Source organism: Streptomyces sp. NPDC001606 (genome assembly GCF_053596835.1).
The window spans coordinates 111,543-132,741 of sequence record NZ_JBSFHC010000009.1 but is presented as its reverse complement, the minus strand read 5'-3'; the positions used below and the strand labels follow the sequence as shown (position 1 = coordinate 132,741).

Genomic DNA, 21,199 nt, shown 5'->3' with positions numbered 1-21,199 from the left:
ACCATGAAAGGTCACATGAACATCGTCTCGGTCGTGACTCCGGTGCACGGCGGCGCCGTGGGGTTCCTGCCCGAGGCGTACGAGTCCCTGCGCGCGCAGGAGCTTCCCGACAGCTGGTCATGGGAGTGGTGCGTGCAGGAGGACGGCGGCGACGTCCGGGCGCGGGAGCATCTTCCGGCGGACGATCCCCGGATCCGGATCTCGGCCTCCCGGGCCGGCGGTCCCCATGTGGCGCGCACCATGGCGTTCGCCCGCTCGACCGGGCGTTACGTCAAGACCCTGGACTCCGACGACCGGCTCGCCCCCGGCGCGCTCGCCCGCGACCTCGCCGTGCTGGAGCGGCATCCCGAGGTGGGCTGGACCACGTCCCGGGTCGTCGATCTCCTCGAGGACGGCAGCACCGTGTCGTTCGAGCTGAGCGATCCGGAGCCGGGCCGGCTCCCGCGGGGCAGCGCCTTCGGTTTCTGGGCCGAGCACCGCCGCCCCCGGGTCCACCCCGCCACGCTGTGCGTACGGCGCTCCCTGCTGGCGCTGCTGGGCGGCTGGATGGCCCTGCCCGCCTCGGGCGACACCGGTCTGCTGCTCGGTCTGGACGCGCTGGCGGACGGGTGGTTCATCGGCGAGACCGGGCTCACCTACCGCAAGCACGCGGGGCAGATCACCGCCCACCCCGACCACCGGAGCGGGTCGGAATGGGAGGCCCGGATGTCCCTGATCCGGGAACACGCGGAGGCGCTGCGGGCCTGGACGTCGGATGCGGAGCACCGGAATGCGTGAGATCACGGGCGTGCGCGCCACCCCGGGCGGCCGGGTCGCCGTCCGCTTCCACGAGCACGGATACGTCGTCGGCACGGACCGGCGCGGCAGCCGGATCGCCGAGCGGCTGCTCGGCGACGAGGCCGGGTGTGTGACGGTCCTGGTGCTGGTGGCCTCGGCCGTGCTCTTCGGCCTGCTGCGCAAGGCCGGTGCGCCGCCCGCCGCCGTCACGGCCTGCCTGTGGGTCTTCGTCGCCTCCCTCTGCTACGCCCTCCTCCTCGCGCTGCTGCGCTGGGCGGCCGACGCGCTCGCCAGCCTGCTGCTCGTCCTGTTCGTCGTGGTGACGCTGCCGGGGCTGCTGTTCCCGGGCTACCGGCGCAGGGTGCTTCGAGGGCGGCGCGGCGGGCCGGAGACCGAGCCAGGCTGGGTGCCCGGTGCGGCCCTCGCCGGGGTGTGGCACCAGGCCGACCCGCGCACCGGCGAGGTGGTGACCGTCCAGCGCACCGACGGGTTCGTCACCGCCTTCGTGCCGCCGCCCGGCAGGGCCCGCGACCTGTACGACGGCTTCGACGCGCTGATCCGGCGTCACCGTCCGGCCGCCGCGCCGTACGGTCCCGGCCGGAGCTGAGTTGACCCGTCCATGCTTGAACGGCCCGCGTCCTGGGCACGCACCCCCTAACCGGCGTCCACCCGCCGGGCCGTACCGGCAGGAGGAGGGCGTCATGGACCGTCGGATCCGGGTGCGTGTCAGCCGGCGGCCCGCCGCCCCGCGCGGGCAGGAGATCGACCGCAGGACGCCCTCGGGGCGCATCCTGCCGTACTGAACCGTTCAGTGGGTGAGCCGGGCCGCCGCCGAGCGCAGCTGGGTGCGCAGCGGTTCGGGCGGGGCCGGGCCGTCGGGGCTCGCGCTCGCCGTGACCGCCGCCGCGACCCGGCGCAGCTTGGTGTTGGACCGCTGAGAGGCCTCCCGCAGGATCGTCCAGGCCTGCTCCGGGGTGCAGGAGTGCGCGGCCATCAGGATGCCGCGGGCCTGGTCGATCACCGGGCGGGAGTCGAGGGCGTGGCGCAGCTGTTCGATCTCCAGGCGCAGTACGTCCAGTTGCTCGTCGCGTTCCCGGGCCACCGCGGAGGCGGGGCGGGCGGGGGTCTCGGCGTGCAGGGGGCCGGCGGGGTCGCCGGTGACCAGTTCCAGGACGCGGTGCGGCTGGCCCCGCCAGCCGGTGGCGGTCACCGCGACGCCGTACCGGCGGCCGTACGCGCTCAGCGTGTCCAGGAACGCGAGCCCGGCCGTGTCCATGAAGGACACCCCGGCGAGGTCCGCGTCGACCCGGGTGACGCCGGCGGGCAGCGTGGCCAGGGCCGCGGCCAGGGCTTCCGTACAGCCGTGCACCAGCTCGCCGCGTACGGTCAGGATCGTCCGGTCGCCCTCCGTGCGCTGGTCGACGGTCAGGGGGACCGGCCGTCCACGGTGCGGTACGCGTGCCGCTGAGGTCATGTCCTCGCCTCGCTCGCTGCTCGAAGTCCCTCGGCGCTCGCCTGCCCGGGGGAACGACGGCTACACCCGGCGTGCTCGGGGGTGTGCTTCGCGGCGCGCCGGGTCTCGAGCAGGGTCAGCAGGCCGTTGACCACCATCAGGGTCGCGGTCAGGCCGTGGACTCCGAGCGCGGTGGCCACCGAGCCGTGGTGGGCCAGCACGGTGGCCATGTCGCCGTACGCGGCGAGGGCCTCCACCGTCAGCACCCAGCCCAGCGCCCGGCGCTGGCCCGTCACCAGCAGGACGGCCAGGACCAGGGCCAGGACGACGTCGCGGATTCCCTTGACGATCAGGAAGCCGCCGCCGTCGCCGGACGGCCAGCTCGGCAGGCCGAAGCCGGGCGCCTGGGTCTCGGGGATCAGGATGAACTCCGTCCCGAACCAGAGGATGAAGAGGATGAAGGCGGCGGTCAGGACGGTGTTGGTCTTCTTCAGTGACATGGCTCTTCTCCCGGGGTTGCGGCTGGGTCAGACCAGGGCGGTGACGAGCAGGGTGAAGGCGGCGATGATGACGGCGACGCGGGCGTAGTGGTAGCGCTCCCAGCGGTCCAGCTGCTGTTTCCAGTCGGCGGGCCGGGTCTCCGGGGTCCAGGTCCGGTTCCGGTTGTTGATCGGGACCAGCAGTAGCACCGACATCACCACGCTGACGATCAGCAGAGCGGCGGCGGTGACGACGAGTCCGGCGCCGTGGTGGTGCCATCCGGCGACGGCCCAGAGCGCGCTGAGGACGAGCGAGCCTATGTACCAGAACGGCATCAGGGTGCCGAGCATGCGGCCGCCGTGGGCGTGGCCGAGCTGGCCGCTGTCCTCGGGCAGCGCGTTCAGGATGCGGTTCATGATGAAGGCGACGGAGAACTCCACCCCCACCATCAGGCCGACGAGGACGGTGGTGACGACTTCGAGAGTGCCGAGCATGACGATCCCTCCGATGAACTAGCGTTGCTAGCTGTCGAGTCAACGCTAGTACTGCTGCCGCTCGATTGTCTAGCAGTGCTAGGATCGGGGCATGTCGGTAAAGGAACGCAAGGAGCGCGAACGGGCCGCCCGTGAGCACCTCATCGTGGCGGCGGCCCGCGAACTCGCCGAGCAGCAGGGCTGGGACGCGGTCACCACCCGCCGGCTCGCCGAGCGCATCGAGTACAGCCAGCCGGTCCTGTACAGCCACTTCCGCGGCAAGCGCGAGATCATCGGGGCCGTCGCCCTCCAGGGCGCCACCGAGCTGGCCGTGGCGGTGCGGGCCGCGACCGCCGGCGTGGCCGGGCCGCGCGAGCGGGTCGCCGCCCTGGCCCGCGCCTACCTCGACTTCGCCGAGCGCAACCCCGCGGTGTACGACGCCATCTTCCAGCTCGACGGCGGCCTGCCGTACGCGCAGGAGGACACCCCGGAGCCGCTGAAGGACGCCTTCGCCGCGCTGCTGGAGACCCTGGCCGAGGTCGCCGGCGACGGGGTCGACCCGGGGCTGTACACGGAGGTGTTCTGGGCGTCCCTGCACGGGCTCGCCACCCTCACCCGCGCGGGCCGCCTGCTGCCCGAGGACGCCGAGCCGAGGCTGGAGCTGCTGGTGGACCGGCTCGCCAAGGTCTGACCGGCCACGACCCACAGACCCCGCTCGGCGATACGTTGGCCCCCGCGTGGCCTGCCATCCCGGGATCGGCGGGCCGACGCCCAGGGGGGCGCCGTCGCGGGGTATGCGGAATCTACGCCTCCGGGGGCTGGGTGGGAAGACCCCTTCTCGGCCGTACCGCTCAGGCGGCCAGCGGGTTCAGCACCAGCGGCTCGATCCGGCCCTCCAGCATCGCGCCCAGGCCCTGCGCCGCGCAGATGTCGGGCCGCTCGGCGATGTGCACCGGCATCCCGGTGGCCTGCCGCAGCATCTGGTCGAAGCCGGGCAGCAGCGCCGAACCGCCGACCATGGTGATCCCGCGGTCGGCGAGATCGGCGACCAGGTCGGGCGGGCAGTGCCGCAGCACCTTGCCGATGCCGTCCAGCACGGCGGTCAGCGGGGTCTGGATCGCGTCGCGTACCGCGGCGGTGTCCACCTGCACGCTGCGCGCGAGCCCGGTGGCCACGTCGCGGCCGTGGATCTCGGTGCGGGCCGGGCCGTGCGGGGTGAGACCGTTGCCGGACAGGGCCAGTTGCAGCGGCCGTACCGACTGGCTGGGCAGCATCAGCTCGTGCTCGTGCCGCAGATGCTGCACGATCGCGTGGTCCACCGCGTCACCGCCCACCGGGATCCGCTCGGCGGTGACGATGGAGCTGAGCGAGAGGACCGCCACCTGGGTGGCGGCCGCACCGCACACCATGATCATGGTGGCCTCGGGGCGTTCCACCGGCAGCCCGCAGCCGACCGCCGCCGCGATCAGCGTGTCCACCAGCTCGACCCGCCGCGCCCCCAGCCCGACCAGCGTCTCGATCACCGCGCGCTGGGCCAGCGGATCGGCGTCGTGCGGGGTGCAGGCCGCCGCCCGCAGCCGGAGGTTGCGGCGCAGCGTGCGGCGCATCTTGTCGCCGAGGAGGTGCCGCAGCATCCGCTGGGCCATCTCGATGTCGACCACCGTGCCGCCGGAGATCGGCCGGACCACCCTGATGTAGCTCGGTGTCCGTCCCGTCATCTTCTCCGCGAACTCGCCCACCGCGATGAGCGCGCCGGTCTTCGTGTTCACGGCCGCGACGGACGGCTGGTCGACCACGAGACCGGCGCCCTTCACATACACCCGGGTGCGGGCCGCCCCCAGGTCCACGGCGAAGTGGCAGCGGCGCAACTGCTCCAGACTGACGGTCACGGCAAAACCTCCCGAGTGCGCGGGCGTGGGTGCGCCCGTCCGGTCCGGCGGGCCGCTTCCTCTTCCTGCATCCTCCGCGGCGCCGGGGGCCGGGCGCCTTCTGGAGAGGGCCGGGCGGGGCGCCGCTGAATGGGGGGTTTGCGGGCGGCGTACCGGTGTGTCGGCCCGTCAGAGGTGACCGGCGGCCTCCAGCAGCGGTTCGAGGGAGGAGACGGCGGCGTCGCCGCCCGCCTCCCGCAGCCGCGCGCGCCCGGTGGCGGTGGGGGAGTAACCGATGAAGCGCAGCCCGAGCTGCTGGGCGGCGGTCAGTTCGCAGACCGAGGAGCCGATCAGGACGGCCGTCTCCGGCTCGGTGCCCAGGGCGGCCAGGGCGCGCCGCAGACAGTCCGGGTGAGGGGTGAGCCGACCGGGGTCGTGGCGGCGGCCGTGGATGCCCGCGAACGGCGGCTGATGGATGGTCAGGGCGTGGTGCACGGCCTGGCTGCTCACGTCCGTCGCCACACTGACCGGGCGGCCGGACCGGTGCAGGGCCCGGACGAGCGGCAGCGCGAGGTGGGTCATCGGCGCCTCGCGGACGGCGCGCAGTTCCAGCTCGTCCAGGGTGGTCAGCAGCCTCGGGCCGAGCCGGTCCTGGGCGAAGGCCCGTACGACGTCGAGCGGGTGCGTCAGCCCGTCCCGGCCGGCGGTGTCCGCGACCGGCAGCGGACGGCCCGCCAGCGCGTCCCGCGGATCGCGGCCCTCGGCCACCAGGGACAGCAGGTACAGCGCGTTCTCGCGTGCCGTGCGTGCCGTGTACAGCCGCACGAGCGGCCCGTCGAAGCCGATCAGCACGGCCCGGGCGGCGGACAGCAGGCCCGACAGCCGACGGCGCGCCGGAACCGGCCGCACCGGCTCCGGCAGCGGCTTTCCCTCCGTCGTCAGCCGCACGGTGCACGACACCGTCAGCCCCGGCACCGGCCAGTCGCCGCGCAGCGCCTGGTTGACCTGCTGCTCGGCCGCGTCCACCCGGCGCAGCGGATGCCGGCGCGTGTAGCGGGCGGCGGAAGTCCGGGCATGCGCCAGCAGGGTCCCCGGGACGTCGGTGGTCTCCCCGCGGACGAAGGCGACCGGGTCGACGACGTACCAGGACAGCTGCACCGAGGCGGTGAACGAGCCCGGGCCGGAACTCGGCAGGGACACGGTGTGCCGGTCCCGGTGCACGCTGAGGTCGACCCAGTAGTAGGTCTCCGGGCGGGGCGGGCGGTCGCCGTACGGGCGGATCGGGTCGAGCAGGGTGAGCGGACCGTCGGGCCGCGTGTGCACGACGGCGGTACGGCCCGGGGTGGGGATGCCCAGCCGGCGCAGGTCGTCGGTGATGAACGGGCCCTGCACCAGGTCGTCCTCGGCGGGCTCGGGCGCCCTCGGCGAGCCGGGCGGCCCGAGCGGGCAGTACCAGGCGGCCGGCGGGGCGTCCGGGGCGTTGTTGCGGTACAGCGGCCAGAAGCGTCGCGAGCCCTGTGCGGCGGAGCTGGCGGCGAAGTCGTCGTACAGCGCGGGCTCCACGACGACCAGCACGTCCGCGGCCGCCTGCGGCGGCTGGACGGGCGGTGCGCCGAAGGTGACGCGCAGCCGCGGCGGGTTCTTCAGCCGGTCGAGGGAGTGCGGCAGTTCGCGGAGTACGGCGACCAGCACGGGCAGCAGGAAGGCGCCCGGCTCGACGCGCACCAGGTAGCCGTCGGGGCGCACCTCCACCCGGTACTGGCGGGGGCCGAGCGAGCCGCGCGCGAGGATCTCGTGCACGGTGGCCTCCAGGGTGATCCGCGCTTCCGGCCGCCCCTTCAGCTCACCGGCCGTGAAGTGGATCTCGGGGCCGTCGGCGGGGGGCTGCGGGGGCGGTGTGGCGAGCGCGGGACGCCGGAGCAGCCGACGGACACCGCGCTGCTGGGCTTCGGAGTCGTCGTCGAGCAACTCGTCGGCCGCCGCGAGGAGTTCGGCCGTCTCGTGGGCGAGGCTGCTGCGGGACAGGGCCTTGACCATGTTCCCCAGGGCCCAGAGCGACTTCGCGCGGCCTCCGCTCACCAGGGGCGCGGAGTCCAGACACGTCAGGACCGGCCCGCCCGGGGTGAGGGCGACGGAGCGCGGGTTCAGCACGCCGCGCGGCCCGTCCTCGGCGTGCAGGGCGAGGACCGCGTCGGCGAGCGGCGGGAGCAGGGCGCCGATCTCGGCGGGGGACAGCTCGTCCGGGACGCCGTCGAGGCGTTCGCGCAGCGTGGGCCCGGGGGTGACGTCGCGTACCAGATAGGGCGTGGGGCCCGCGAAACCGTAGGAGCGGACCCGGGCGATCCCGGGGTGGTGCACCCTGCGCAGCCGCGCGCACAGGTCCGTGAAGTCGGTGCGCAGCTCCCGCGGGTACACGCACACCACCACGGGCGTGTCCCCGTCCCGGGTGTCCTCGGCGAGCCAGCCGACCCCCGAGGCGCCCGTCTCCCGCACCAGCCGGTACCGCCCCGCGAACAGCTTCCCGGCCGCCGGCTGCGACAGCCGGCGCACGCTCTCCTCGCTGACCGTGGCGAACGGATCGCCCTCCACGGCCGTCCCGGTCCCCTCCTCGGACGGCACCGACGCGCGGAACTCGCCGGGTGCCCGCCCGGCCCGGCGGTCGATGAACTCGCCGACGCGCGCGAGCAGTTCGGTCGTGCTGTTGCGGGCCGTGCGCGGCAGCCCGAGCAGCAGCAGCTCGCGTACGCCGTCCCGGAACGCGTAGGCGCCGGGCGGGCCGTCCGGTACGGCGGTGAGCATGCCGCTGAGCACGACCTCGGCCAGGTGCTGCGGACGCGGGTCCGGTTCCACGGCGGCCTGCACCAGCCGCATCACCGGCAGGTCGGCCCGCCCCACCGCGAGATGCCCGGCCAGCCGGAACGCCTCGGGCGAGGCCGTCGCCCGGAACCGCAGCACCAGCTCCTCGGCGGACAGCAGCCCCACGTCCGTACGGTCCTCGGAGTCCGCCGGCAGCGGACGGTCCAGCGCGGCCACGGCGCCGGGGAACTCCGCCCCGCCCGGGCCGGCGAGCAGGGCCGCCCAGTTCCCCAGCCAGCCCGGCTCCGGCTCCAGCACCGGCAGCGGCACGGCACCGGGGGACAGCGGGGACTCGTGCTGCTCGTACGGCGTGAACGTGAGCTGTGCCGGGGCCGCCGCGGGGTGCGGGGCGGACAGCCGGCCCGCGGTGGTGGGCAGCGCCGTGTCCCGCCACAGGTGCTCCGGCAGCGGCTGTACGACGGCCAGCGGCATCCGGCGCGCCCAGCGGTGCAGGGTGGCGTACCACCGGGTGCCGGCGGGGCCCTCCCGCCACTGCGGGCCCATGCAGTCGCTGATGAGGAGGGTGGCGCTGCGGCCGTCGGCGGGCGGCTGCGGGTCCGGGCCGCGCACGGTGCCGTCGGCGGCGGCGCGGTACAGGGCGACCGTGCGGAAGGCGCCGGACTGGGCCAGGGCGGTGTGCAGTTCGCGGACCAGGGGGCGCCAGACCGGCATGGTGGGCCCGGCGTCGTACACCAGGTTCAGCCGCAGCCAGCGCTCCCGGGCGGGGCGGAGCACCGGCAGCCACCACTCGGGGGCGGCGCCCAGGCGGGCGATGCGGTCGGCGGTGGCCCGCTCGTCCAGTTCCCGGCCGACGGGTGCGTCGACCCGCCGCCCCAGCGGGCGCAGCGCGCGTTGCAGCGCGAGCGGGTGGCGCAGCATCGGGGGCGCCGGGGCGAGCAGGGTGGTGTGCCGCCGGTGCTCCGCCGCGGCCGCGGGGCCGCGGGTGGGCAGGTGGAGGGGGATTCGGGGGGTGCGGGCGGGGGCGGGGTCCGCCGCGGGGTGCGGGGGCGGCGCGGGTGCGTCGGCCGGTGCCGGCCGGTGCGGGGGTGCGGGGGTCTCCCGCTCGGGTGCGGTGGGTGGGGTGGGCGTGGCGGTGGCGGGGTCCGGGCTCATGTGCCGGGCCAGCCAGAGCAGTTCGGCCAGTTCGCGCGGGGTCGGGCGGACCCCGCGCGAGGCCGCGGCCAGCACGTCGGCCAGCCGGACCAGGGGGCCGGCGGGGCCGTCCGGGCCGGCCGGGGCGGCTGGGGCGGCGGGTTCAGAAGACATCGGACTGCGTGGTCTGCCCCAGGTACGGCATCAGCTGTTCGGCCAGCCGGTCGAGGGAGGTGGCGTCCAGGTCGGTGGAGCGGGCCAGGTAGATCGCGTTGAGCAGCTGGTCGGTGGCCAGGTCGCCGGCGCCGGACCGGGCCAGGAAGCGGTCGATCAGGGCCTGCGCGGGGCCGTCGGGCTCGCCCAGGTGGGCGCGGACGATCTCGGCGAGGTGCCGGTCGTCGGGCTGCCGCAGATGCAGGGTGACACAGCGGCGCAGAAAGGCGGGCGGGAACTCGCGCTCGCCGTTGCTGGTGAGCACGACGAAGGGGAAGGCGCGGCAGCGGACCCGGCCGCGCGCCACCGGGACCCGGTCGTCGGTGCCGTCGACCAGCACCTCGGCGACGCCGTCCGGGGTGAGCCGGGCGGCACGCACCAGCTCGGGGATCTCGTACTGGCCCTCCTCCAGCACGTTCAGCAGGTCGTTGGGCAGATCGAGGTCGCTCTTGTCGATCTCGTCGATGAGCAGCGCGCGGGGCCGGCCGTACGGCAGCAGGGCGGTGCCGAGGGGGCCCAGGCGCAGATGGTGCTCGACGCCGGCCGCATCCCCCTGCTGCTCCGCGGCCGCCTGCTGCCGGGCCGCGTACAGCCGGGACAGCGGGTCGTACTGGTAGAGGCCGTCGTGGAGGGTGCTGCGGCTGGTGATGTTCCAGCGCAGCACCGGGCCGAGCCGCAGCTCGCGGGCGACCGCGTACACCAGCGAGGACTTGCCGGTGCCGGGCGGGCCGGTGACCAGCAGCGGCCGGCGCAGATACAGGGCCGCGTTGACCAGCTGGACCGTCTCCTCGGTGGCCTGGTAGGTCGCCGCGCGGTGCATACGGTCCGGGGAGACGGCCGAGGCGTCGGCGGACGCGTCCGGCGCCGGGAGCACGGGGCCGCCGTCGAAGGCGCGCCAGGGCGGTGGCGGGGGCAGCTGGGTGATGCCGTCGTGCGGCTCGTTCGTACCGGTGTAGACGGGCCACAGGGGCATGGGCTCTTCTTCTCCGTGGGGGCGGGGCGGGCGGTCGTACGGTCGGTCAGGCGACGGGCGAGTGCAGGCTGGCGGTGGTCTCCGGGAAGCAGCGCGGATCGTCCCAGAGCAGTTGCAGGTCTCTCGCCCAGTGCGCGTCCGGCTCGTCGGCGGCGGCCGCGGTCATCCGTAACGACAGCACATGGCGCGGGAGTTCGGCCGGTGGGACGTCCGCGACGGAGTCGGTGAGCGCGTCCAGGAACGCGGTGCCGGGGCAGGGCGGGTCCGCGGGGCCGGGCGCGTCCGGGGCGCACTCCGGCTGCGCCGGCGGGGTGTGGGCCTCGGGCGGGCAGCCGGTGCGGGGCCACAGCAGGACCGGGACGGGCACGGTGAGGCCGACCTCGAAGTGCTCCTGGGCCGCCGCGGGCGGGGCCGCGAACCCGGCGAGCCCGGCGTCGCCGTCCCACAGCCGTTTGCGCAGGCCCGCGGGGCGCTCCTGGGTGTCGCACGCGACGCGGTACAGCCCGACGGAGCGCCGGGAGTCCAGCTTCTGCCACTTCCGGCTCAGCTGGCGGCGCAGCCGGTTGCTGTGGTGGCGGGCGCGGTCGGTGACCACGAGGGGGTAGGCGCAGCCGAGCGGGGTGCTGTCGTCCGCGCCGCACTCCCAGTGCGCCACCGCCTCGTTGAGCCACTCGCGCGGCAGCACGAACGTCACCAGCTCCTCCGCGTCCGGGGCGAGATGCGCGAGGGCCTCGTCGATGCGGTGCTGCACGAAGGCCCGCACCCCGGAGCGCGGCAGCCGGCGCGCGCCCACCGGGCGGCGCTGTCCGTCGCGGTACGCGGACACCTCCACGGTCACCTGGTCGGGACCGGCGCCGCTGTGGTCGATCTCCACCACGACCGGCGACCAGGAGGGAGCGGCCGGGGCGGCGGCAGCGGGGGCGGCCGCCGGGGGCCGCGGCTGCCCCGGGTCCAGCAGGTCCTGGAGCCGGTCGGCGAGCCGGTGCACCGCGTCCGGGTCCGGCACCTCCCACTGCACATAGGCGGCGGCCGCCCACAGGGAGGTGAAGCCGCCGGGCGGCAGGGGCGGCCCGAAGGGGCCCACCACGTCCACGTACAGCCGGTGCGGGTCGCACACCGCCCGGCCGCCGTCCGCCGCCCGCCGCAGCAGGGCGTACAGCCGGCGGCGGGCGTCGTCCCGGTGGCCCGGGGTGGGCACCAGCTCGCCCAGCTCGGGCCAGTACCGGGCCATGACGTCCAGCGGCAGCATCCGGCCCTTGCGCACCTCCGGCAGCTCCGAGGCGGCGGTGATCATGCCGGCCACCCTGCCGTCCGGCAGCGTCGCGGCCGCCCCGCTGAACCCGGCCACGAGCGGCTGCCCGTGCCCGTGCCAGGCGACCAGCTCCAGCCACTCGTCCGCGATCAACTGCCCGGAGACCGCCTGGTACTCGGCGAGCGTGCCCTCGTCGTAGCCCGCGGGGAAGCCGTAGGCGATCAGCCGGGGGTACGGCTCCCGGTAGGCGGCGTCGGGCGGCGCGAAACCGGCCGGGGCGAGCGGGACGTCACGGTCCAGTTCGAGTACGGCGACATCGCCGGGGTCGGTGGCCGCGCCCGCCCAGCCGCCCTGGAACACCACGGACGCGGGCAGCTCGCCCAGCTCCCGGGCGTGCGGGAAGCTGACCGTCACCGGCGCGCTGTCGCTCCAGCGGACGACATGGGCGCAGGTGAGCACGCGGCGGCCGGTGACGAGGAAGCCGGCGCCCACCTCGTGACCGCAGACGATCCGGGCGTGCCAGGCGGCGCTGTGTCTCACCGCTCGGCGGGCTCCGGGTCCGCCGCGGTCTGCCCCGGCAGGGCCGCGGCGGGGGTGCCGTGCGCCGGCGACTGACCGGGGGACCAGCTGAGCTTGACCACCAGATGGCCCTCGGTCGAGCCCTTGGCGATGACGGCACCGGCCTCCGCGGACAGCCGCACGCCGAACTCGATCTCCACCGCGTCGGGGCGCAGGCTGCCGTCCCGGAAGACCCGCAGCGCCGCCGCGGCCGCCCCGCGTACGCCGTCCAGCGCCCCCTCGAAGGTGCGCGCCGCCTGCACCGGTCCGTCGCCGCGCGAGACGAGGCGCGCTCCGGGCAGGACGCTGACGCCCTCCACCACGACCTGTGCGCCGTCCTCGGTCTCGAACTGCACCAGCTTGTCCATGACGACGCCCGCTCCCCGTTCCCCGGGTCTCCCCGGCACACCCACTCGTCGGCCAACTCCCATGCTACGGACGGTGTCCCGGGTGTCACATCCCGGGCACCATCCTGTCGGAATCGTTCAACACGCGGGCGGACAACGGCACATGGCGCTCGTCTCAGGACCCGTGGTGGTCCACGATGCCCCGGACCACGCCCAGCGCCACCAGGTCCTGCGGCCGGATGCACAGCTGACCGGCGGTCGCCTCCACCTCCTCGGGCGGGCGCTTGAGGATCGCCGCGGCCAGCTCCGGCGCGATCACCGAGAAGTAGCTGTCCGGCGTGACCCAGGTGTTGCCGGGCGCGGCCAGCGCCAGCGCGCCGCCCGAACCGCCCTCCCCGACCACCAGCGTGGTGACCGGCACCCGGGCGGCCGCCACCGCCCCGAACACCTCGGCGATGGCCGCCCCGGCGCCCTGCCGCTCCGCCTCCGCGTCATTGGCGGCACCCGGGGTGTCCACCAGGGTCAGCACCGGGATGCCGAGCCGGTCCGCCAGCCGGATCAGCCGGGCCGCGGTGCGGTAGCCGGCCGGTCGGGTCGCCGTACCGGTCTGCGCCGCGTACGCCACCGTACGGCCGTCCCGCGCGCCGAACCCGCACAGCATCCCCTCGGGGTCGGCGCCCCCGCACCGGTCGCCGCCGATGGCGAGCCGGTGGCCGAAGTAGGCGTCCAGGTAGGCCCGGGCGCGGGGGCGTTCGGCGGCGCGGGCGCGCCGGACCGCGTCCGCGCCGGTGCGCGGGAGCGCGGCGCCGCCCAGTGCCGCGGGCGGGGGGACCTCGGCGGCCGGACTCGTCAGCAGCCGCAGCCAGGCCCCGAGCACCTCCTTCAGCTCGGCGGGCGGCACCACCGCGTCCGCCACGCCCGCCGCCAGCTGCGCCTCGGCCGTGTACGCGGCCGGGTCGGCGTCGGGCGGCCGGACCCGGGAACCGGCGAAGCCCACCTGGGCTCCGGGCAGCGCCAGCACGATGTCCGCCCCGGCGCCCAGCGTGGCCCAGCCGCCGCCGGTGGTGGGGTCGCGCAGGACGGCGATCTGCGCCAGCCCGGCCTCCCGGGTGAGCACCGACTCGCGCGCCACCCGCTGGAGCTGGGTGAGGGCGATCATGCCCTCCTGCATCCGGCTGCCGCCGGTCGCGATCAACGGCACCACCGGCAGCCGGTGGTGCCGGGCATGGGCGTAGGCGGCCACCAGCCGGTCGCCGGTGTGCTCGCCCAGCGAGCCGCCCAGGAAGCCGAACTCGAAGGCGATCAGCACGGCCCGGGTGCCCGCCACGCGGGCGGTGCCGCAGACGACCGACTCCTGCTCGCCGGTGCGCTCGGCGGCCCGGGCGCGCGAGGCGTCGTAGCCCTGCCAGTCGAGCGGGCCGTCCGGAGCGGACTGCCTTTCGGAGCTGGGGAGTTCGGTGAAGGTGCCGGGGTCGGCGACGCACCCCAGCACTTCTCGCGCGGAGAGCCGCTCAGGCATCGGTGAGCGCCCGCTTCATGAGCTTGCCCAGGTCGTTGCGGGGCAGCGAGTCCCGGTACCGCACCACCCGCGGACGCTTGTGCGGGGCGAGCCGCCGGGCCACGTGATCGGCCAGCTCCTCGGCCGCGGGCGGCGTCTGCGGGTCGGCGGGCACGACCCAGGCCACGATCCGCTCGCCCAGGTCCGCGTCCGGTTCCCCGGTGACCGCCGCCTCCCGCACCCCCGGATGCTCCAGCAGCGCGTTCTCGATCTCCCCGGCCCCGATCTTGTACCCGCCGCTCTTGATCAGATCGGTGGCCTTCCGGCCGACGATCCGCACATATCCGTCCGGCTCCCGTACGGCCATGTCGCCGGTCCGGAACCAGCCGTCGGCGGTGAACGCGGCCGCGGTGGCGTCGGGCCGGTTCAGATACTCGGTGAACAGGTTCGGGCCGCGCACCTGGATCTCGCCGACGGTCTCCCCGTCGTACCCGGCGATCTCGCTGCCGTCCTCCTCCACCAGCCGCAGCTCGACGCCCGGCAGCGGCACCCCGACCGTCCCGGCCCGGGGCTCGCCGTCGGCCCGCACGCTGGTGTTCATCAGGGTCTCGGTCATGCCGTACCGCTCGATCACCCGGCGGCCGGTCGCCGCCGCGATCCGCTCGTGGTCGTGCACCGGCAGCGCGGCCGAGCCCGACACCAGCAGCCGGGCGCCGGCCAGCGCCTTGGCCAGAGAGGGGTCGCCGGGCAGCGCCTCCGCGATCCGGTGGTACATCGTCGGCACCCCGAACAGCATGGTCGCGCCGGAGCCCAGCTCGCGGGCCACGCCCTCCGGGGAGAAGCGCCCCAGGTGCCGCACCGAGCCGCCGCGCCGCAGCGGGCCGAGGATGCCCAGCACCAGCCCGTGCACATGGAACAGCGGCAGCCCGTGCACCAGCACGTCGTCCCCGGTCCACTGCCAGGCGTCGGCGAGGGCGTCCAGGGTGGTGGCGAGGGCCCGCCGGGGCAGCACCGCGCCCTTCGGCGGTCCGGTCGTACCGGAGGTGTAGACGACCAGCGCGGGGTCCTCCTCCGCGCCCTGCTCCTCGAACCGGGCTCCGGACGCCGAGGCGTCGACGTCCACCCGCGTCAAGTGATGCAGCGCGGCGGGGAGTTCGGTGCCGGGGGCGGCCAGCAGCAGGGACGGCGCGCTGTCGGCCAGGATGTGCGCCAGCTCCTTCTCGCCCGACTTCGGGTTCAGCGGCACCGCGGCCGCCCCGGCGAGCAGCGTGCCCGTCACGGCGACGGCGGTCTCCAGCTCCGGGGTGGCCCACACGGCGACCCGGCCCGCCTCCCGGACCCGCGCGGCGACCGCGCCGGCGGCCTGTGCGAGCTCTCCGTAGGTCAGCGACCGATCGCCGAACCGCAGGGCGACCATCCCCCGGACTTCGTCCGGGGGGACCCCCATCTCGCTGTGCTCGGCCGGTCCGTCCGCCAGTGCGGGGAAGAGGGAGGACACGCGGCGCACTCCTTACTGCCGGCCCGTGACCGGCTGTCGGGGACACCCTCCTTCCTACACCGCCACCCGGGACGATCAGTCCGTGAGGCAGGTCACAGCCGCCGGTGTCACAGAGCGCGGGGCTGTCTCGTCCAAAGAGCGTAGGCAACGAACCGATCGGCAGACGATCGACAAGAGTCACAGGAGCCCGCCATGGAAGCCCGGTTGAACGTGATGGCCAGCCCGGTCATGTCGAAGGTCTTCAAGCACATCATCGCCGCCCACCACAGCCTGGCGGACTCGACGCTGCCCGCCAGCACCCGGGAGCTGGTCATGCTCCGCGCCAGCCAGATCAACGGCTGCTCCGGCTGCGTCGACATGCACACCAAGGAGGCCCTGGCCGCCGGGGAGGACCCGACCCGGCTGTTCCTGGTCGCCGCCTGGCGCGAGGCCACCGTCTTCACCGAGGCGGAGCGGGCCGCGCTGGAGCTGGCCGAGGAGGGCACCCGGATCGCCGACGCGGCCGGCGGGGTCAGCGACGAGGTGTGGGCCAACGCCGCCAAGCACTACGACGAGGAGCAGCTCGCCGCCCTGGTGGCCCAGATCGTCATCATCAACGCCTTCAACCGCGGCAACGTCATCACCCGCCAGCCCGCCGGCCACTACGAGGTGGGCATGGTGCACTGACGCCCGCACCGGCCCGCCCCTCCCGGAGAACCTGGCCGGGAAGGGGCGGGCGGATGCGGCGGTCAGCCCGTGAAGGCCGGCTGGGGCAGGCCCTCGCCCGCGTCCGGGATCACCAGCAGGGAGCCGGACAGCGGGTGCGGCGCCGTGAGGCCGGTGCGCGCCGTGGTGACGTACAGGTCGGTCAGGCCCGGGCCGCCGAACGCACAGGCCGTCGTCCGGGGCGTGGGCAGGGTGATCACCCGGTCCAGCTCGCCGGCCGGGGTGTAGCGCCGTACCGCGCTCCCGTCCCACAGCGCCACCCACACACAGCCCGCCGCGTCGACGGTGAGGCCGTCCGGGAAGCCCGCACCCTCCTCGATCTCCACCAGCGGGCGGCGGTCGTGGACGCGTTCGCCGTCGTAGGCGAACACGTCGATCCGGCGGGTCGGGCTGTCGATGTAGTACATCAGCCGGCCGTCCGGGCTCCAGCCGGTGCCGTTGCTGACGGCGACGTCCGGAAGGACCGTCCGCACCTCTCCCGCGCCGGTCACCCGCCTCAGCGTGCCGCCGCCGGCGGTCTCGTCGTAGCGCATGGTGCCCGCCCACAGGGAGCCGTCGGGCGCCACGGCGGCGTCGTTCGCCCGCCGGCCCGGCACCGGCTCGTGGTGCAGCCAGCGGAAGGTGTCGTCGGGGTCGAGGAGTCCCACGCCGTCCCGCAGGTTCAGCACCAGCCCGCCGCCCGCCCGGGGCTTGGCCGCGCCGACGTGCTGTTCCGTCGTACGGCTGGTGCGCCGGCCGGTGACCGGGTCGTACGTGTGGATGCGCATGCCCAGGATGTCCAGCCAGAGCAGCCGGCCGGCCGCCGCGTCCCAGGTCGGGCCCTCGCCGAGCCGGGCCTCGGCCCGCACCGCGACCTCGTACGCCGCCGTCATGCCACGCTCCGGTGGCCCAGCCGCTCCGACAGCTCGGCGGCGCCCTTGACGGCCAGCTCCGTCAGCTCGTCCCGGCGCTCCTCGCTCCAGCGGATCATCGGCACGGAGATGGACAGGGCGGCGACCACCTGGCCGGTGCGGTCGCGGACCGGCGCGGCCACGCAGGACACGTCCGGGTTGGACTCGCGGTTCTCCACCGCGACGCCCCGCTCCCGGATCCGGGCCAGGGCCTCGCGCAGCGCGGCCGGATCCGTGATGCTGTTGGGGGTCATCGCGGCCAGCTCGGCGTCGTCCGGGAGCCGCGCGGCCAGTTCCTGCTCGGGCAGCGCGGCCAGCAGCATCTTGCCGACGGAGGTGCAGTGGGCGGGCAGCCGGCGGCCGGCGGCCGAGACCATGCGCACCGCGTGCGTGGAGTCGACCTTGGCGATGTAGATGACGTCGGTGCCCTCGAGGATGGCCACGTGGACCGTCTCGTCACAGGTCTCGGCGACCGAGCGGGCCACCTGCTGACCCTCGGCGGCGAGGTCGAGCTGCTCGGCGTAGCGGCTGCCGAGCTGGTACGGGCGCACCCCGAGCCGGTACCGTCCGGGCTGTCCGGGTACGGGCACGATGTACGACCGCGCCGCCAGGGTGGTCACCAGCTCGTGCACGGTGGTGCGCGGCAGCTGGAGCCTGCGCACGATGTCGGGGGCGGAGAGCGTCCCGTCCCCGTCGAGGAACAGCTCAAGAATGTCGAGAGCCCGGGTCACGGCAGGCACGAGGCGTCCCACGTCCGGCCCCCTCCTTTGGTTCAGCCTGTTCGAGATACCGGCGTTCGAGCGTCATCGCGTTCGATATATCAACAGGCGATCGGCATGACGAACACAGGCTAAACAGGGAGTGCTGGCCCCGGCAATGGGTCGGGGGCGACGGCCGTGGTCACGGGCACCATGGGGGCATGGATCTCGACTTCCAGCTGGTGCTGCTGCGCCGCATGGCCGACCACAACCCGGGGCTGGTGGAGGACGCCCGCCGCGCGCTCGGCGCCTCGGCCGCGGACATGCGGGAGGCCAACAAGCGGTGGCAGGCGATGGTCCACTCCCGGCGGGCCCGGTCCGCCGCGGGCCGGTACCGCGCGGTCCTCGGCGCGCCCGAGTCCGTGGTCCCGCGCCGCCTGGGCGACCTCGACTGCGAGGCCCGCCGCTGGGCCCTGCCCCTCTGGCCCTCCCTGCGCTTCGAGGTGCTGGCCGGGCCCGACGGCGCGGTGTGGAACGAGTGGCTGGTGCGCGCGCCCGGCGCCCCCGCCCCCAGGCTGGAGACCCTGGAGGACCTCACCCCCTGGTCCTGCACGGTGGACGAGGCCGCCCGCGCCTTCCCCCCGGCCCGCCCGCTCCAGGGCACGGCCCCCACCCGCTGGGCCCTGGCTTTCACCGCCCCGGACCGCACCGGCACCCGCCACGACCTGGTCGCCGAGTTCACCTGGGGCCTCCTCCAGCGCACGGCCCTCACCGGCCGCGCGGGCTGAGCCACCCGGGGCGCCGGCCGCCGGAGCCGGGCCTCACGCGTCGAACGCGGTGGCCCTCGTCTGCTTCTCCCAGGCGATGATCTCGTCGCGGACCTGGTCCAGGTGGCCCAGGACCGCGCTCACCCCGTCGTCGCCGAGCGGCAGCCGCAGCGGGGTGTGCTCCGCCTCCAGAGCGGCCAGGATGACGGCGGCCGCCTTGGCCGGGTCGCCGGGCTGGGTGCCGTCGCCGCCGGACACGAAGCCGCGCGTCTCGCTCACCTTGGCGTACACCCCGCTGTCCGCGCTGACCCCGGCCCCCGAGCCGAAGAGCGAGGTCCGGAAGGCGCCCGGCTCCACGATCAGCACCTTGATCCCGAACTCGGCCACCTCGTCCGCCAGCGCCTCCGAGATGCCCTCCAGGGCGAACTTGGTCCCGCTGTACGCCCCGAAGCCCGCGAAGGACATCTGCCCGCCCATGCTGCTCATCTGCACGATCGCGCCCGAGCGCCGCTCGCGCATGTGCGGCAGCACCGCCCGGACCAGCGCCGTCGGCCCGAAGACATGCAGGTCGAACAGTTCCCGCAGCTCGGCGTCGGTGGTCTCCTCGACGGCCCCGACATGGGTCCGGCCCGCGTTGTTGACCAGCACGTCGATCCGGCCGTGCCGGGCCACCACATCCCCGACCACCGCCTCGACCGCGGCCGCGTCGGTCACGTCCAGCCGCACCGCCTCCACCTGGTCCGGATGGGCGGCCACCAGGCCGTCCAGGGCCTCGGGGCGCCGGGCCGCGCCGACCACCACGTCACCGGCGGCGACGGCCGCCTCGGTGATCGCCCGTCCGAAACCGCTGCTCGCCCCGGTCACCAGCCACACCTTGTTCACGGCAACTCCCTGTGCCTCGTGCTCTCTTCGACAGGATCAAGCCTGCGGCACGTGATCGTTGCCCGTCCAAGATTTCTGGTGATAACCATCGGCTATGACCACCGATGTGCATGTCCGGGACCTGCGGTACTTCGTCACCGTCGCCGAGGAACTCCACTTCACCCGGGCCGCCGAGCGGCTGTATGTCTCCCAGCCCGCGCTGAGCAAGCAGATCCGGGCGCTGGAGCGGCACCTGGGGGCGGAGCTGTTCCGGCGCGACCGGCACGGGGTGGGCCTCACGGCGGCCGGTGAGGCGCTGCTGCCGCACGCCCGGGAGGTGCTGGCCGCGTGGACGGCGGGCGCGGCGGCGGTGGAGGCGGCCAAGGCGGCGCAGCGCAGCACGCTCGTGGTGGGCATGAGCACCAGCCCCGGCCGGGGCGGGCTGCTGCCGGCCGTCCGCTCCCGCTTCACCGCCGCGCATCCCCAGGTCACCGTCCGGCTGCGCCAGATGAGCTGGGACGATCCCACGGCCGGCCTGGCGGACGGCGGCGCGGACGTCGCCTTCGTCTGGCTGCCGCTGCCGGAGCAGGAGCGCTACGACTGGACGGTGGTCGCCGAGGAGCCCCGGCTGCTCGCCCTGCCCGAGACCCATCCGCTCGCCGCCCGCACCGAGATCGACTTCGCCGACCTGCTGGACGAGCCGTTCCTGGCCCTGCCGCGCAGCGCCGGTGTGCTGCGCGACCACTGGCTCGCCCTGGACGCCCGGGGCGGCCGGCCACCCCGGATCGGCGCGGAGATCGCCGGGGCGGAGGAGACGTACGAGGCGCTCCTCGCCGGCCTCGGCGTCTGCCTGGTCGCCGTCGGCAACGCCCCGCTGATCACCCTGGGCGGCGTCGTCACCCGCCCGGTGCGCGGTCTCGCCCCCAGCCGCTATGTGCTGGCCTGGCGCCGGGAGGACGGCACCCGCCCGCTGGTCCGGGACTACGCCGAGGCGTGCCGGGCCGCGGTCGGTGGGCGCCGCTGAGACCTTCGAGGGTCAGGCCGCAGCGGCGAGGACCGCCTCGGTCACCCGGGGCAGGGAGTCCGGGTGGAGGAAGAGGAACAGGTTCGGCTCGACCAGTTCCAGTTCCATCAGGCACGGCCGGCCGTCCTCGCCGTCCACCAGGTCCACGCGCGCGTACAGCAGCTCCGCGGTGCCGGGTACGGCCGCCAGCGCCTTCTCGGCGACGGCGAGTTCGGCGTCGGTGGGTTGCCAGGGGGTGAGGTCCGGGTGGGCGGTCTTCTCCGCGTCGTAGGGGGTGCCCGGGGCGAGGACGGCACCCTTGCGGCTGGCGTGCAGCAGCCGGCCGCCGAAGAACTGGAGCGCCCGCTCACCGGTGACGTCGATGCCGCGCAGATACGGCTGCACCATCGCGGTGAAGCCCTCCGCGTGCATCCGCGCGAGGTGCCGTACCGCCGTGTCGTGGTCGTCCGGCGTGTACCGGGCGGCGAAGCGGGCGCCCGCACCCGAGGTCGGCTTGATCACGTACTCGTGCCCGGCGGGCAGCTCGGCCGGCTCGCCCGGGGCGATGTAGCGGGTGGGGACGGTGGGGATCCCGGCCGCCGCCAGCTCGCCGAGGTAGCGCTTGTCGGCGTTCCACCGCACGATCTCGGCCGGGTTGGCGAGCCGGGTCACCGCCTCGACCCGTGTCACCCAGTCCCCGAACTCCCCGGCGCGCCAGCTGTAGTCCCAGGTGGAGCGTATGAGGACCAGGTCGTAGGCGCCCCACTCCACCGTGGGGTCGTCCCAGTGCCGGGCCTCCGCCTCGGCTCCGGCGCCGGTGAGCGCGGCCACCAGCACCGGCAGGTCCCGGTCCTTGTGGGCGCTGCCCTGGGGGTCGTAGGTGGCGAGGGCGATGCGGGGCACGGGCGGACTCCCTGTCGTACGACGGTTCGACTGC

20 protein-coding genes are annotated in these 21,199 nt (G+C 75.1%); 6 read left to right on the top strand and 14 right to left on the bottom strand.

What is annotated here, in order from left to right:
- The first annotated feature begins 3 nt into the window (after positions 1-3).
- Together ACWCV9_RS18570 and ACWCV9_RS18565 are read left to right on the top strand one after the other, a co-directional pair.
- Positions 4-777, top strand: coding sequence for a glycosyltransferase family 2 protein (locus tag ACWCV9_RS18570; RefSeq protein WP_450787890.1), 774 nt, complete (start codon positions 4-6; stop codon positions 775-777).
- Positions 770-1,384, top strand: coding sequence for a hypothetical protein (locus ACWCV9_RS18565; protein ID WP_450787889.1), 615 nt, complete (start codon positions 770-772; stop codon positions 1,382-1,384). The genes ACWCV9_RS18570 and ACWCV9_RS18565 overlap by 8 nt, the downstream gene beginning before the upstream one ends.
- Positions 1,385-1,585: 201 nt before the next feature.
- Here the strand turns inward: ACWCV9_RS18565 and ACWCV9_RS18560 are convergent, their stop codons facing one another.
- Genes ACWCV9_RS18560 through ACWCV9_RS18550 form a run of 3 tightly spaced genes read right to left on the bottom strand, consistent with a single transcriptional unit; the run spans position 1,586 to position 3,204 of the window.
- A complete protein-coding gene (locus ACWCV9_RS18560; RefSeq protein ID WP_450787888.1) occupies positions 1,586-2,251 on the bottom strand; it encodes an ANTAR domain-containing response regulator in 666 nt (221 codons plus the stop codon).
- Positions 2,248-2,730 (bottom strand): DUF4267 domain-containing protein, encoded by a 483-nt coding sequence (locus ACWCV9_RS18555; protein ID WP_450787886.1) that lies wholly within the window; start codon positions 2,728-2,730, stop codon positions 2,248-2,250. Before ACWCV9_RS18555 ends, ACWCV9_RS18560 begins: the two co-directional genes overlap by 4 nt.
- A gap of 27 nt (positions 2,731-2,757) precedes the next feature.
- Positions 2,758-3,204: an anthrone oxygenase family protein gene (locus ACWCV9_RS18550; protein ID WP_450787884.1), complete on the bottom strand. Its 447-nt coding sequence runs from the start codon at positions 3,202-3,204 to the stop codon at positions 2,758-2,760.
- Between the two features lie 91 nt (positions 3,205-3,295).
- Here ACWCV9_RS18550 and ACWCV9_RS18545 point away from each other — a divergent pair, with 91 nt between their 5' ends.
- Complete coding sequence (locus ACWCV9_RS18545) at positions 3,296-3,874, top strand: TetR/AcrR family transcriptional regulator (RefSeq protein WP_385844752.1); 579 nt, start codon at positions 3,296-3,298, stop codon at positions 3,872-3,874.
- 160 nt (positions 3,875-4,034) lie between these two features.
- Here the strand turns inward: ACWCV9_RS18545 and ACWCV9_RS18540 are convergent, their stop codons facing one another.
- The 7 genes from ACWCV9_RS18540 to ACWCV9_RS18510 all read right to left on the bottom strand — a co-directional run bounded on the left by ACWCV9_RS18540 (position 4,035) and on the right by ACWCV9_RS18510 (position 15,338).
- On the bottom strand, positions 4,035-5,072 hold the full coding sequence (locus tag ACWCV9_RS18540) for a rod shape-determining protein (protein ID WP_450787881.1): 1,038 nt from the start codon (positions 5,070-5,072) through the stop codon (positions 4,035-4,037).
- A gap of 168 nt (positions 5,073-5,240) precedes the next feature.
- Positions 5,241-9,173 carry an SAV_2336 N-terminal domain-related protein gene (locus ACWCV9_RS18535; RefSeq protein ID WP_450787880.1) on the bottom strand — a complete coding sequence of 1,311 codons (3,933 nt, stop codon included), beginning with the start codon at positions 9,171-9,173 and terminating at the stop codon, positions 5,241-5,243.
- A complete protein-coding gene (locus tag ACWCV9_RS18530; RefSeq protein ID WP_450787879.1) occupies positions 9,163-10,185 on the bottom strand; it encodes an AAA family ATPase in 1,023 nt (340 codons plus the stop codon). Before ACWCV9_RS18530 ends, ACWCV9_RS18535 begins: the two co-directional genes overlap by 11 nt.
- Before the next feature lie 46 nt (positions 10,186-10,231).
- Positions 10,232-11,977 carry a VMAP-C domain-containing protein gene (locus ACWCV9_RS18525; protein WP_450787877.1) on the bottom strand — a complete coding sequence of 582 codons (1,746 nt, stop codon included), beginning with the start codon at positions 11,975-11,977 and terminating at the stop codon, positions 10,232-10,234.
- Positions 11,974-12,363 (bottom strand): CU044_2847 family protein, encoded by a 390-nt coding sequence (locus ACWCV9_RS18520; protein ID WP_450787875.1) that lies wholly within the window; start codon positions 12,361-12,363, stop codon positions 11,974-11,976. Before ACWCV9_RS18520 ends, ACWCV9_RS18525 begins: the two co-directional genes overlap by 4 nt.
- A 154-nt stretch (positions 12,364-12,517) precedes the next feature.
- Complete coding sequence (locus ACWCV9_RS18515) at positions 12,518-13,861, bottom strand: carboxyl transferase domain-containing protein (protein WP_450787873.1); 1,344 nt, start codon at positions 13,859-13,861, stop codon at positions 12,518-12,520.
- On the bottom strand, positions 13,854-15,338 hold the full coding sequence (locus ACWCV9_RS18510) for an acyl-CoA synthetase (protein ID WP_450787871.1): 1,485 nt from the start codon (positions 15,336-15,338) through the stop codon (positions 13,854-13,856). Before ACWCV9_RS18510 ends, ACWCV9_RS18515 begins: the two co-directional genes overlap by 8 nt.
- A 192-nt stretch (positions 15,339-15,530) precedes the next feature.
- On the opposite strand from ACWCV9_RS18510, the gene ACWCV9_RS18505 reads away from it, so the two are divergent.
- Positions 15,531-16,004 (top strand): carboxymuconolactone decarboxylase family protein, encoded by a 474-nt coding sequence (locus ACWCV9_RS18505; RefSeq protein ID WP_450787869.1) that lies wholly within the window; start codon positions 15,531-15,533, stop codon positions 16,002-16,004.
- Positions 16,005-16,066: 62 nt separating this feature from the next.
- Here the strand turns inward: ACWCV9_RS18505 and ACWCV9_RS18500 are convergent, their stop codons facing one another.
- Entirely contained in the window at positions 16,067-16,915 is an 849-nt protein-coding gene (locus ACWCV9_RS18500; protein ID WP_450787867.1) for an SMP-30/gluconolactonase/LRE family protein, read from the bottom strand.
- Positions 16,912-17,685 carry an IclR family transcriptional regulator gene (locus ACWCV9_RS18495; protein WP_450787865.1) on the bottom strand — a complete coding sequence of 258 codons (774 nt, stop codon included), beginning with the start codon at positions 17,683-17,685 and terminating at the stop codon, positions 16,912-16,914. The genes ACWCV9_RS18500 and ACWCV9_RS18495 overlap by 4 nt, the downstream gene beginning before the upstream one ends.
- A gap of 167 nt (positions 17,686-17,852) precedes the next feature.
- Here ACWCV9_RS18495 and ACWCV9_RS18490 point away from each other — a divergent pair, with 167 nt between their 5' ends.
- Positions 17,853-18,419 carry a hypothetical protein gene (locus tag ACWCV9_RS18490; RefSeq protein ID WP_450787864.1) on the top strand — a complete coding sequence of 189 codons (567 nt, stop codon included), beginning with the start codon at positions 17,853-17,855 and terminating at the stop codon, positions 18,417-18,419.
- Between the two features lie 33 nt (positions 18,420-18,452).
- On the opposite strand, the gene ACWCV9_RS18485 is transcribed toward ACWCV9_RS18490, so the two are convergent.
- Entirely contained in the window at positions 18,453-19,280 is an 828-nt protein-coding gene (locus ACWCV9_RS18485) for an oxidoreductase (protein ID WP_450787862.1), read from the bottom strand.
- A gap of 94 nt (positions 19,281-19,374) precedes the next feature.
- Between ACWCV9_RS18485 and ACWCV9_RS18480 the strand changes: the two genes are divergently transcribed.
- Entirely contained in the window at positions 19,375-20,283 is a 909-nt protein-coding gene (locus ACWCV9_RS18480; RefSeq protein ID WP_450787860.1) for a LysR family transcriptional regulator, read from the top strand.
- A gap of 12 nt (positions 20,284-20,295) precedes the next feature.
- Here the strand turns inward: ACWCV9_RS18480 and ACWCV9_RS18475 are convergent, their stop codons facing one another.
- Positions 20,296-21,165, bottom strand: a complete 870-nt coding sequence (locus tag ACWCV9_RS18475) for an ATP-grasp domain-containing protein (protein ID WP_450787858.1) — start codon at positions 21,163-21,165, stop codon at positions 20,296-20,298.
- Positions 21,166-21,199: the final 34 nt, after the last annotated feature.